This is a genomic window from Caloramator sp. mosi_1 (assembly GCF_028622835.1).
In the GTDB taxonomy this organism is placed as follows: Bacteria; Bacillota; Clostridia; order Clostridiales; family Caloramatoraceae; genus Thermobrachium.
The window spans coordinates 2,359,351-2,372,247 of the sequence record NZ_CP117677.1; the positions used below are offsets into that span (position 1 = coordinate 2,359,351).

The window sequence follows — 12,897 nt, forward strand, 5'->3', positions numbered from 1 at the left end:
TATTAACCTCACAATTTCCTTTTCTAAGTTTTTATTTCTTGTTCTAAATTTTCTGGTTCAAAACCTAATTTTTTAATTTCATCCATCAATTCTTTTTTGTATTTGTAGCTGTTCTAATCTTGTTTCTGCTTTAATTCGTTTATTTTTGCATATTCAAGTCTTCGCTTTAAATCATTTAATTTTTCTTCGTAATTATGCATATCTTATTCCTCCTCCATTGTACTTAAAATTTTATCAATTTTATTTTCATTAACTTCACTTCCACACATAGGACAAACGTTTATAATTTTTAATGTATACTTGTATTCATCTACTAAACTATTAATTTCACTTACACATTTTCTATATTCAACTGTTAAATCCTTTATTTCTTTTTCAATTGTATTATGACTCATAATAAAAGTATTGGCATTTTTATATTTAGATACTTTATTGTCTATACAAGAAATTTTATCAATACATTTTTCTAATTCCTTAAACTTTTTCATATATTCATTTCCTTTAGAAATAGATGTTGTACAAGAAATATATTTGTTATACTTATCTATTAATTGTATATACCTCTTCAATGACTGTTCTATTTTTGGTATCATCTCATTTAAGATTGAAACATTTCTTGTATTAATTTCAATACTTGATACCATTTTGATTTCTTTATTTAATTTTATATCTTTTTCTTTTAATTCATATAAAATAAAATATTTTTGTAGTAAATCAATTAATGTTTTTATTCTAAAATTTGCTATATCTATGTTTGATGTTTTTACAAACACTTTTTCTTGTTCTAAAATATCTTGATTAATTAACTTAAGATTACAACTAATAGTATTCAATTTAATATATTGGTTTATTTTATTCTCTAATAATCCTATATTAAATTTTTCTATGTCCTTTAATATTTTAACTATTTTTTCCTGTTCAGCAGCCTCTCTGTTTAATTGATTTAAAGAATTACTATATTCTTTAATTTTATTCAATAAATCTATCTTATCTCTTAAATTTTTTAATATATTTTCCTTTTTACTTATATATTTCTCTAATTCATATACATAATTTAATGAATCTATTTTTTTATCTATTTCACTTAAATTGTCTTTTACAAGCTTTGAATCACTCTGAATTAAATTTATGTCTTTATTTATATCCTTTATAGCTTCATCTATAATATTTAATCCAACAATTTTGCCTATTGCTTTTGATTTTAAGGAATTAGGTTGACTTAACAAAAAGGTCCTTCTAATTGTTCTGATAAATTTAGACACATATCATTATCCTTATCTATTCTTATTTTTCTTATTTTATGTGCCTCTTGTATATCTAAGGGTATATCATTACCAAACCCTTCATAGACAGTTTCTTCTCCATTTTTTATAAGCCTGTACGTATTTTTTGTTTTTGTTCTTTCTCTTATTATTTTAACTCCGTCAGATAAAGTTAACGTAACTCTGCAATAGTTAGAATCAAACCTTATAAATTCAACTCCCTTTGGTTCATTAAACAAACACCACTTCAACGCCCTAATAATTGCTGATTTTCCATTATCCGAAGGACCTACAATAACATTAAGATTTTCACTCAAATCAAGTTTAGTATGCTTATGTGATTGAAAATTTTCAATTTCAATTGATTTAATATAAATCAATCTATCACCTCTTTTGATAAAAGTAAATGTGCCCTAGATAGTCTATCTAAGACCTCACTTTTTATTTCATCTGGAATTGATTCTTTTTCGCAATCTCCTCAACTATTTGATTAATACTTAATATCTCAAACTCACCATAATTATTAACAGTTTGAATTATATTGTTGAATATTATTTCCCTTTGTTCCTGTATTTTAATAAAACTTCTATCAAGTACATCTTCACCTATTGGTGCTGATTTTATTTTTTCAATGGTAATAGATATGTCTTCACCAATATCTATTACCGCAAAACTTGATGTCTTTTAATTTCAAAGATACTGTTATTTATTCTAACTACAGCACCAGGATTGACAAAATATTTATCTTCAGCTTTAATTACTCCAAAGCCAGTATGGTAATGTCCACATAACGTAATATCTGCTTCTGTTTTTTAATAATTTCTTCTATTGTTGTATGTGGAACTTCCTTTATAAATGGCTTTTCCATTAGCATACCGTGTACAATATGTATTAAATAATCACATTCATCTTTATTTATTATATATTTACTTTTAAATGGATCTACATCTATATCATAAACATAACTTGAGCCAGTAATTTTCACTTTAATATTTCTATCAAATAATTCTACAGGTTTATCATCTAAAATCCAAACTATGCCTAATGTTTCAAGAATTCCTATGATGGTTCTATTAACTGTATTTGGATTTTGTCCATAAATATCGTGATTGCCTAAAACCATATAAATAGGTTTAGGAAACCTATTTAATAAATCTATAAATTTTTGCATCACAGAAAGTGAAACATCAGGTCTATCCAATAAATCTCCACCAAACAACACATAATCAATCTTATTATATTTAACATATTTAAGTAATTCCTCAAACTTATTAAAAAGGGTAGACTCAAAATCATCTAATCTTGCTCTTGGATTTGTTCCTCTTATATGCGTATCTGTGAAAAACAAAAATTTCATTAATATCTACTCCCATTCTATTTCTTTATCAATTTTTTTAATTACCTTCTTTATTTCTTCGTTTGTATATCCTTTATAATATAAAAACCTTGCTATTTTATTTAAAGAATCATTGTCTTTTTATAGGATTTTAACTTCTTAAGTGCCAAATTATATGCATTGTTTATCATTTCATCTTCATCAAAATTTAGTTTTTCAACAATGCTATTGTTTACACCCTTTATTTTTAATTCATTCACTATTCTTAATCTACCTAACTTATTCATTTTAATCTTTTTCTTACGAATTTATTAGCATATTTAAAATCATCAATTAATTCATAATCCTGAAGTTTATTAATAATAATTTCAATACTGTTATCACTATAACCTTTTTGCTTTAATTTATCAATAAATTCTTTTACAGTATAATCTCTTACATTTAATAAATTTAATGCGTACTTATACCCCTTACTTATTTCACACTTCTGTATTAAATTTAATAGTTCTTGTTCATTTATTACTTTATCAATCTTGATATTATATTTTAATATATCCTCTAAATCGGCAGAAAAACGATATATTCCATCTATGTATATATTATATCTATCACTATTACTCTTTTGCTTTTCAATTCCGGTTATCTGCATTTAATCAACTCCTTTTAAATTGAAAATAAACATCCCTTTTATGGGATGTTTATTAAAAACTACTCTTCAGTTTTATTGCCTAAATTTAAATTACTTGCCAAATTTGATAAAGGTAGATTATACTTTTGTCTTATTGTATTTTCAATTTCTAATGCTACTTGTGGATTTTCTTTTAAATAATTTTTGCATTTTCTCTTCCTTGCCCAAGCTTTATATCTTTATATGAAAACCAAGCTCCACTCTTTTGTATTATGTTGTTATTTACTGCTACATCTAAAATATTACCTTCCTTTGATATACCTTCACCATACATAATATCAAATTCTGCTTGCTTAAAAGGTGGTGCAACCTTATTTTTAACTACCTTAACTCTGGTTCTGCTTCCTAAAACATCTTCTCCTTGCTTGATTGAGTCAACTTTTCTTACATCTAGTCTTACTGATGCATAGAATTTTAGTGCTCTACCACCAGGTGTTGTTTCTGGACTACCAAACATTACTCCAACCTTTTCTCTTAATTGGTTTATAAATATAGCAACACACTTTGACTTGTTTATTGCACCTGCCAATTTTCTTAATGCTTGTGACATAAGCCTTGCTTGTAATCCTACAAAAGCATCACCCATTTCACCCTCAATTTCTGCCTTTGGTACTAATGCAGCAACTGAGTCAATTACAATTACATCAATAGCACCAGACCTAACTAACGCTTCTGCTATTTCAAGTGCTTGTTCACCAGTGTCAGGTTGAGAAACAACTAAATTTGATACATCTACACCTAACTTTGTTGCATATGTAGGATCTAAAGCGTGTTCTGCATCTATAAAAGCTGCAGTACCTCCATTTTTTGTGCCTCAACGATTATATGAAGTGCTACAGTTGTTTTACCTGATGATTCTGGACCATATATTTCAACAATTCTTCCTCTTGGAACTCCTCCTATTCCAAGTGCTATATCTAAATCAAGAGAACCCGTAGATATTGCTTCAACATTCAATTTTGAATTTTCACCTAACTTCATTATTGAACCTTTGCCAAACTGTTTTTCTATTTGGCTCAATGCCAATTCTAGTGCCTTTTGTTTTTCATTCATATTTTATCCTTCCTTTCCCGAACATCTGTTCTTATTATATAATATTTTTTATTTATGGTCAATATCATTATTTTTTAATTTTTAACTCAATTATGATATTATCATTTATAATGCATAATTTTAAGGCTTATTTATATACATTTATAATAAAAAGAATAAGAGCAGTTTTTAATTGCTCTTATTCTTTTGAATTTATACACTTTCTATTTTTCTCAATATAATCAATTCCCGAAATAATTGTTATTATTGTTGCTAAATACATTATATAAATATATATATTATATCCTTTATATTTTAACTCAATTAAAGCTGCTATTATAGCTATAATTTGTGTTACAGTCTTTAATTTTCCCCATTTACTTGCTGCAATTATATTACCTTCTGATGCAGCTACTGCTCTTAATCCTGTTATTGCAAATTCACGTGCTAATATTATCACAACTAACCAAGATGGTATTGTTTGTCGTTCTACTAAAGCAACAAGTGCCGCCGTAACTATTAACTTATCTGCCAACGGATCCAAGAATTTTCCAAATTTAGTTACTTGATTTCTATTTCTTGCTATATACCCATCTAAACTATCAGTTAATGCTGCTATAATAAAAATTATAGTAGCAATCCAATTTCCATAGGGTATTTTTACTAAAAGAAAAAACAAAAACAAAGGAACCAAAAATATTCTGGATATTGTTATCTTATTTGCTAAATTCATAGTCATCAACTCCTAATAAATCATAATTATAAGCCTTTGTTATTTTAACTTTAACAATATCACCTTTTTTATATTCTAAACTTGTTTCAATATAAACTGTTTGATCAATCTCTGGTGCATCGGCATAGGTTCTGCCATAATAAACTCCTTCTTTTGTTATTCCGTCAATAATTACCTTAACTTCTTCTCCAATTAATCCCTATATTTTTTCTAAAGATATTTTACTTTGTATTTTCATTAACTTTTCTTTTCTAAAGGCTTTTATTTCATCACTTATTTGATTATCAAATAATGCTGCCTTTGTTCCTTCCTCTTGAGAGTATTCAAATATACCTACCCTATCTAACCTATATTCCTTTATAAAATCTACTAATTCATTAAAATCCTCATCAGTTTCATTTGGAAAACCAACTATCAATGACGTTCTAATTACAGCTTTTGGTATATTTTTTCTTATATTATTTATAACTTCTAATATTTTTTCCTTTGTTGTTCTTCTATTCATTAGTTTTAATATTTTGTTACTTATGTGTTGTATTGGTATATCAAAATATTTACATATTTTTTCACTATTTTTTATTGTTTCTATTAATTCTAAATCTATTTCTTCAGGATACGAATACATAACTCTTATCCATTCTATACCTTCTATCTTTTCAATTTCTTTAAGCAATATTGATAAAGATTTCTTTTATATATATCAATACCATACATTGTTGTATCTTGTGCTACTATTATTAATTCCTTAACACCTTTACTTGACAATTGTCGTGCTTCCTTTAAAATATCTTCTATTTTTCTACTTCTATATCTACCTCTTAATTGAGGGATTATACAATAACTACAATTATTATTGCACCCTCAGCAATTTTTAAATATGCATAATGATTAGGTGTTGATAATATTCTTTCATTATATTCTAAATTATAATTTATATTTCCTACTTTTACAATCTTATTATTTCCTTTTAATATATTATTAACAACTTCAACTATATTTTGATAATTGCCTGTACCTACAACAGCATCTAATTCTGGCATTTCATCTAACAAATCTTGTTTATATCTTTCTGCCATACATCCAGTTGCTACAATACCTTTACAAATTCCATTTTGTTTGTTTTGTGCCATTTCTAATATAGTTTCTATTGACTCCATTTTAGCAGATTCAATAAAACCACAAGTATTAACTATAATTATATCTGCAGTTTTTTCATCATTTACAATCTCATAGCCATTCTCTCTTAATTCGTGCAACATTACTTCTGCATCAACTCTGTTTTTATCACAGCCTAACGAAATCAATCCAACTTTATATTTCATCAAATCAACTCCTTTTGTATTTCCTGGGCAATTATAGCCCATTATTTAATATTATCTCTTTTTTGCTCTTTTTACTCATTTTTTTATTATTTTACTTATTTATCTTAATTATGATTTTATATGACAAAAATCAACCTCATATATTTTATAATATATGAGGTTGATTTACAATATATATTAATATTTTTCTACATCTTGTTTTGAGATTAATACTTGTCTTGGCTTACTTCCTTCTTGCTTTCCTATTATTCCACGTTGCTCCATTTCCTCAATTAACCTTGCTGCTCTATTAAATCCTATTCTTAACCTTCTTTGTAACATTGAAGCAGATATTTGTCCACTTTCAACAGCAATATTTATGGCTTCGTTTAAAAGTTCATCCTCAAATTCTCCATTATTATCAGATGGACTATTTATATTTTTTTCAATATTGTCTATAATATCTTCTTTATAATCTGCACTACTATTATTTTTCAAATATGATACAATACTTTCAACCTCTTTGTCTGAAATAAATGCACCTTGAATTCTTATAGGTTTACTCTCTCCAATTGGCATAAATAGCATATCTCCTCTTCCTAATAGTTTTTCTGCACCTGCCATATCCAATATAGTTCTTGAATCTACTTGGCTGGAAACAGCAAAAGCTATTCTTGATGGAATGTTAGCTTTAATAACACCTGTTATTACATCTACAGAAGGTCTTTGTGTTGCAATTACAAGGTGCATACCTGCTGCTCTTGCCATCTGTGCTAATCTACAAATAGCGTCTTCTACATCATTTGGAGCAACCATCATTAGGTCTGCTAACTCATCAATTATTATAACTACTTGTGGTAGCTTTTTAGATGGATCATTAGTCTCCATTAACTTATTATAGCCTTCAATATTTCTGACATTATTTTCAGCAAATAACTTGTATCTCTGAGTCATTTCATTTACTGCCCAATAAAGAGCAGATGCTGCCTTTTAGGTTCAGTTACTACAGGTATTAATAAATGTGGTATTCCATTATAAACTGATAGCTCTACTACCTTTGGATCTATTAATAGCATTTTTACATCATTTGGTGATGATTTATATATAATACTTGTAATCAAAGTGTTGATGCACACACTTTTTCCCGAACCAGTTGCACCTGCAATCAATAAATGAGGCATTTTAGACAAATCAGTTACAATACATTTGCCAGTTATGTCTTTTCCTAATGCAAAGGCCAAATTGGACTTAAACTCCAAAATTCCTTTGACTCTAAAACCTCACGCAATGTAACAGGAACGACCTCCCTATTTGGAACTTCAATTCCAACTGCTGATTTACCTGGTATAGGTGCTTCTATTCTTACTGATGATGCCGCTAAATTTAATGCAATGTCATCAGCTAGATTTACTATTCTACTTACTTTAACACCTGCACTTGGTTGTATTTCATATCTTGTTACAGATGGCCCTCTATTTACCTGAATTACTTTTGCATCAACTCCAAAACTATTTAATGTATCTTCTAAAAGTTTTGCATTTTGTAATAACTCTTTTTGTCCTGCAACTGACCTTTATAGCTATTTTCACAAAGTAGTTCCATAGGTGGAAACTTATATTCAATTAAATTGCTTTTTCCTTTGCTTATTTCTTCATTTAAGTTATCAACTGCAGTTTCTTTTTCTTTTTTTCAATAAAATCCTCTCTTGAATCTTTAGTTTCTTTTAAAAAGTCAACAATCTTTATTTTTTTATCTATCTTTTCTATATTTTCTCTTATGTCTTTTACCTCAACATCTACTTTGTTGTTATAATTCTGTCTTTCCCTTTTATCTGTTTCATCTATGACTGTTTCTTTATTATTTTTAAATCTTATAAATATTGATTTAATATATCTGATCAAAGGAATTAATATAGATTTTTCAGTAATTAAAAGGAATAAGACAATTGTAATACATACTAATACAATGTATGAACCTACTTTTCCAAAAATATATATAGTTGGAGTAGCTAATAATTCACTAATAACTCCTCCCCTTTATTGTCTATACCATTTAAATATGCATCCTTAATTTTATATATAAACTTTTTGTTAGGATTTTTTATTGAATAAGGTATAGTTAACATAACATTTATTATGTATAACAATAATGAAATATAATAAAATTTGTTGCTAACTTTACCCCTTTTAGTATAAAAGCTACACCTACAAATAAAAATATACAGGAAATATATAGGCACCCAATCCAAACATACCCATAACAAATTCTCTAATTAATATACCTGCAATGCCTGTAGGTTTAATATAGATGCTAAGTCCAATTATCAAGGAAATTCCAAATATTATTACTCCATATATTTCCTTTTTACATTATTATTATCTTCTATTCTTTTATTTTTTCTTGCCATCCTACCACCTCTTAAACTTTCTTCTATTAAGAAATATAACATAATAACAAAAAAGCAAATGCTATTTTATGCATTTGCTTTTTCTATTAATTCTCTAAGTTTTATAATTGCTTCCCTATGCCTCCTACTTCATCTATTAAACCTAACTCAACTGCTTGATTACCGATCAATATAGTACCCATATCATTTAAAAGTTCATCTGTTTCTAACATTAATTCCCTTAATTTTTCTTTGGAAACTTTGCTATTTCTGGTAATAAAATTCAATATTCTATCCTGCATCTTTTGAAAATAGGCAAAAGTTTAGTGGAACGCCAATAACTAAGCCATTCATTCTTATAGGATGTATTATCATTGTAGCTGTCGGAGATATAAAAGAATATTTTGTTGCTACTGCCAGTGGTACACCTATACTATGTCCTCCACCAACAACCAAAGATACTGTTGGCTTAGTAATGCTATTTATCATCTCAGCAATTGCAAGTCCTGCTTCAACATCTCCTCCTACAGTATTTAAAATGACTAAAAGTCCTTTTATATTAGGATTTTCCTCTACATTTACAAGTTGAGGAAATATGTGTTCATATTTTGTTGATTTTGTTTGTGGCGGAAGAACTGTATGTCCTTCTATCTGTCCTATTATAGTCATAGTAAAAATATCTGAAGTAAATGGTGGTGGTGGAAAATTTCCTAACTCCTTTATATTTTCAGTGTCATTTATATTTTTTTATTAGCGTTAGGTTCAATCTCTTCATTCTTTATTAAAAAATTCATAATATCACCTCTATATTAGTCTAACCAACATAAATTTAATTTATAATATATAAAAACGAAAGTCCCTACAAAATTTTGTAGAGACCTATAATATATATCACAAATCAAAGGCTTCGTGCAGAGCCTTTATGGCAGATTCTGTGTCTTCTTCTTTAACTAAACACCAAATAGTTGTATGAGAATCTGCTGTTTGTAATACCTTTATATTTCTTTCCTTTAATGCTTTTAATATTTTTGCCATTATTCCAGGTATACCTCGCATTCCATTTCCTATAACAGCTATCTTACTGCAATTTGATATAATTTTATACTTTATCTTTAACATTTCCAGTATCTTTATTACACTTTGTTCTTGTTTTGAATTAATTGTAAAAACCCTATAATCTGGGAACACATTGATTAAATCAATGCTAATCTTATTATTAGCTAATATTTCAAAAATATCATCTGTATTTTGACAATTCTCATCATATTCAATGCTAACTTGTGTCCTTGACGACATATGTGTTATACCTGTTATTATTCTTCCTATATTTTCACGGGAAGTTGTTATAAGGGTTCCTCTACTATCACTCATAGTATTTTTAATATAAACAGGTATATTTGATTTCATAGCAAATTCAACAGCTCTTGGATGAATAACCTTTGCACCTTGATCTGCAAACTGGAATACTTCATTATAGCTCATTGTTTCAATCAGATGTGCATTATTTACTATTCTTGGATCCGCTGTCATAATACCGTCTACATCTGTATATATTTCAACAAAATCCGCTTTTAGAGCTGCACCAAGGGCAGTACCTGTTATATCACTTCCACCTCTTCCTAAAGTTGTTATTTCACCACTCTGTGTCATACCTTGGAATCCAGCAACAATAGGAATATATCCATCATTTATTGTATTTATAATTCTATTTGTATCTATTCTTAATATATCTGCATTACCAAAGTTTTCATTTGTTATAATCCCAGCCTGTCCTCCAGTTAATACCCTAACCTTAAACCCTCTCTTTGCCAAAACCTCTGATAAGACAACACAGGAAATAATCTCACCACAAGCCATCAATATATCATATTCTCTCTTTTCTAAATATATCTTTTCATTGTCAAGAAGTGATAGTAGTGTATCAGTTGCATAGGGATCACCCTTTCTACCTATTGCCGAAACAACAACAACAGGCTTATACCCCCTTTTATAGCATCTAATACTTTATCAGCAACCATTTCTCTTCTCTGATGTGTTGCAACTGAAGTGCCTCCAAACTTTTGGACAATAATTTTCATAGTAGGGCCTCCTCTAGCCATTTGATAACACTACTATATAATACTAATTATCTATAAAATCTGTTATTAAAATTTACTTTTTAAATCAAAAAGTATTGTTTTTGCAAATACATTTATTCTTTTGCTCCAAGGAATCTCAACATAATCTCTGCTCTTAAATGAAAATAGAGAGAAATTTGACGAAGTAATTAAACTTTCAATTTCACCTGTTAATCTGTTAAATACAATATCACAATCACCAATTGTTCCAAATTTACTTCCCTCTGAAACATCAATAATTTCAAGTTCCATCAAATCAGAAAATCTTTTGCTCATATATAACCCCTCCTTTACTATAATATTATATAGTCGGTTGCAGAATTCTGCAACCATTGATTTTACTATTTTTTAGCCATAAGGCTTTTATATTTTCCTCCACTGTGGCATTATTAAATTATAACAACCTTTAAAACTATCCACAGAGGAGGAGAATAGCATGTTTTGTATTAGCAAAATTAAGCAACTTAACTTTTTGAGCAAGTATCTGAATTTAAAAATATGGTTACTAAACAACCCGTAGGGTTTATTAAATTGCTTGCTGATAATTTTGATATTAATACATTTATCCCTAATTCTTTTAAAGAACATTACTATTCAGATTTAGGAAGAAATCGTGAATATGAGCTTTCTTCTATATTATCATCTTTGCTAATTATGCAAATATTTCATATACCTACAACTGCGTTGTTAAATCTATTTCTTGTATTTTCTACTGAAATTAGAGAATTTTGTGGTTTCTATAAATCTATACCTGATGAATCTTTTTCAGTAGATTTAAAACTACTTTTGAAAGTGATATCGCAGATTTATTTAATTCTATGGTTCCTAAAGTTATTGATATATGTGAAGATATTAATAATCTTCTTCCTGCTGATTCCCCATATAAAAATTTAAACTCAATTTTGATATATGATACATCTGGATTAAAGCCTCGTGTAAAAGAAAATAATCCTAAAACACTTGCAAGTGAAATAAATAAGCAAAAAGCATATTCAAAAATTATTAATGACAAGAACTTTAATCCCTATGCTGCCGCATATAAAAACATGCCTAAGTATTCTCAAGCTAACCCAAATATACGACTTGATTTCGTAAATGGACATTTTGGTTACTTCTATAAATTTGGATTATTAACTAATGGTTGGGGTATACCTTTAAGCATAAAATTCTTCGAAGAAGACTTTTATAAATCTGTAGAAAAAGAATTCTCTACTCCTGAAGAACAAAAATATTTTTATGATAATGCTTCATTGAAACCAGTAATTGTACCATTTTTGAATAACTTAAAAAAATATTCAAATTTTAAATTTAAAACTTTTTTAGGTGATTCAGAATTTGATAGTTATGATAACTTTGGATTATTTAAACATTTAGAATTTGAAAAAGTTCTTATCCCACTTAATCCTCGTAGCCAATCCAATACAAAAATTGGAGAACTTGAATATAATACCGAAGGTATTCCTATATGCCCCTTAACACAAGAACCTTTTAAATTTGATGGTTCTTGTAAAGGCAAAAATAGAAGTTTAAGATATAAGTTTACTTGCCCTAAATCACATCGTGATAAAAATGGTAAACCTTATCATACATGTGAAAATCCATGTACTGATAGCAAAAGTGGTCGTATGACCTATGTTTATCCTGATAAAAATTTTAGACTTTATCCTGGTATTATAAGGAACTCTGTGGAATGGGAAAAACTTATTCAATACGTTGTTGTATTGAGAGAGAAATAGCATCTTTAAAATCAAACCCTTGTATACAGCAACCTAAAACTGTTAATACCTATACAATGCGTGCTGACTTATATTTGACTGCTATATCTAAACTTATAAATGTAATATTGGCTTACGCCATAAATAAACCTGAATATTTAAGAAGTATATCAAAACTTCTTAAAATACCTGCTTAATCCACATATCCACAATCCAAAATTTGTATTTATGCTTCGCATGCCTTTTTTATCAAAGGTTTTTGGCATGTTCTTTTTTTGTGATTTTTTTAGTAAAATCCAAAAAGTTATCCACAATTTTAATTTTTAC

11 protein-coding genes and 6 pseudogenes are annotated in these 12,897 nt (G+C 27.9%); 3 read left to right on the forward strand and 14 right to left on the reverse strand.

Translation table 11 applies throughout. The features are described 5' to 3' along the window. Positions 1-203: 203 nt before the first annotated feature. A complete protein-coding gene (locus PL321_RS16670) occupies positions 204-1,226 on the reverse strand; it encodes a hypothetical protein (protein ID WP_273962731.1) in 1,023 nt (340 codons plus the stop codon). Then, positions 1,220-1,642 carry an AAA family ATPase gene (locus PL321_RS16675; RefSeq protein ID WP_273962732.1) on the reverse strand — a complete coding sequence of 141 codons (423 nt, stop codon included), beginning with the start codon at positions 1,640-1,642 and terminating at the stop codon, positions 1,220-1,222. Before PL321_RS16675 ends, PL321_RS16670 begins: the two co-directional genes overlap by 7 nt. A gap of 164 nt (positions 1,643-1,806) precedes the next feature. Between PL321_RS16675 and PL321_RS16680 the strand changes: the two genes are divergently transcribed. After that, a complete protein-coding gene (locus PL321_RS16680; RefSeq protein ID WP_273962733.1) occupies positions 1,807-1,950 on the forward strand; it encodes a hypothetical protein in 144 nt (47 codons plus the stop codon). Between the two features lie 69 nt (positions 1,951-2,019). Here PL321_RS16680 and PL321_RS16685 read toward each other — a convergent pair whose 3' ends face one another. From PL321_RS16685 to PL321_RS16735, 12 genes and pseudogenes are all read right to left on the reverse strand, one after another. Further along, positions 2,020-2,619 carry a metallophosphoesterase family protein gene (locus PL321_RS16685; RefSeq protein ID WP_273962735.1) on the reverse strand — a complete coding sequence of 200 codons (600 nt, stop codon included), beginning with the start codon at positions 2,617-2,619 and terminating at the stop codon, positions 2,020-2,022. Positions 2,620-2,625: 6 nt separating this feature from the next. Then, positions 2,626-2,718 (reverse strand): annotated as a pseudogene (locus PL321_RS21855) (hypothetical protein); the annotation flags it as partial. Between the two features lie 2 nt (positions 2,719-2,720). After that, positions 2,721-2,885, reverse strand: coding sequence for a RecX family transcriptional regulator (locus PL321_RS16690; protein ID WP_273962736.1), 165 nt, complete (start codon positions 2,883-2,885; stop codon positions 2,721-2,723). Further along, positions 2,882-3,247, reverse strand: a complete 366-nt coding sequence (locus tag PL321_RS16695) for a RecX family transcriptional regulator (protein WP_273962737.1) — start codon at positions 3,245-3,247, stop codon at positions 2,882-2,884. The genes PL321_RS16690 and PL321_RS16695 overlap by 4 nt, the downstream gene beginning before the upstream one ends. Positions 3,248-3,306: 59 nt before the next feature. Continuing rightward, positions 3,307-4,339: pseudogene (recA, locus tag PL321_RS16700) on the reverse strand (recombinase RecA). Positions 4,340-4,517: 178 nt separating this feature from the next. Next, positions 4,518-5,051 (reverse strand): CDP-diacylglycerol--glycerol-3-phosphate 3-phosphatidyltransferase, encoded by a 534-nt coding sequence (gene pgsA, locus PL321_RS16705; protein WP_273962738.1) that lies wholly within the window; start codon positions 5,049-5,051, stop codon positions 4,518-4,520. Beyond that, positions 5,035-6,376 (reverse strand): annotated as a pseudogene (gene rimO, locus PL321_RS16710) (30S ribosomal protein S12 methylthiotransferase RimO). The gene pgsA and the pseudogene rimO overlap by 17 nt, the downstream one beginning before the upstream one ends. Before the next feature lie 174 nt (positions 6,377-6,550). Next, a pseudogene (locus tag PL321_RS21860) lies at positions 6,551-7,910 on the reverse strand (DNA translocase FtsK); the annotation flags it as partial. A 97-nt stretch (positions 7,911-8,007) separates the two neighbouring features. Beyond that, a complete protein-coding gene (locus tag PL321_RS21865; RefSeq protein ID WP_273962739.1) occupies positions 8,008-8,253 on the reverse strand; it encodes a hypothetical protein in 246 nt (81 codons plus the stop codon). Between the two features lie 572 nt (positions 8,254-8,825). Beyond that, positions 8,826-9,479: pseudogene (locus PL321_RS16725) on the reverse strand (ClpP family protease). A 150-nt stretch (positions 9,480-9,629) separates the two neighbouring features. Beyond that, positions 9,630-10,816, reverse strand: a pseudogene (gene dapG, locus PL321_RS16730) (aspartate kinase). A gap of 66 nt (positions 10,817-10,882) precedes the next feature. After that, entirely contained in the window at positions 10,883-11,131 is a 249-nt protein-coding gene (locus PL321_RS16735) for a YlmC/YmxH family sporulation protein (protein WP_273962740.1), read from the reverse strand. A gap of 542 nt (positions 11,132-11,673) precedes the next feature. Between PL321_RS16735 and PL321_RS16740 the strand changes: the two genes are divergently transcribed. Both PL321_RS16740 and PL321_RS16745 read left to right on the forward strand, forming a co-directional pair. Further along, positions 11,674-12,591 carry a hypothetical protein gene (locus tag PL321_RS16740; RefSeq protein WP_273962741.1) on the forward strand — a complete coding sequence of 306 codons (918 nt, stop codon included), beginning with the start codon at positions 11,674-11,676 and terminating at the stop codon, positions 12,589-12,591. Next, positions 12,546-12,767, forward strand: a complete 222-nt coding sequence (locus tag PL321_RS16745; RefSeq protein ID WP_273962625.1) for a hypothetical protein — start codon at positions 12,546-12,548, stop codon at positions 12,765-12,767. Before PL321_RS16740 ends, PL321_RS16745 begins: the two co-directional genes overlap by 46 nt. The last annotated feature ends 130 nt before the right edge of the window (positions 12,768-12,897 follow it).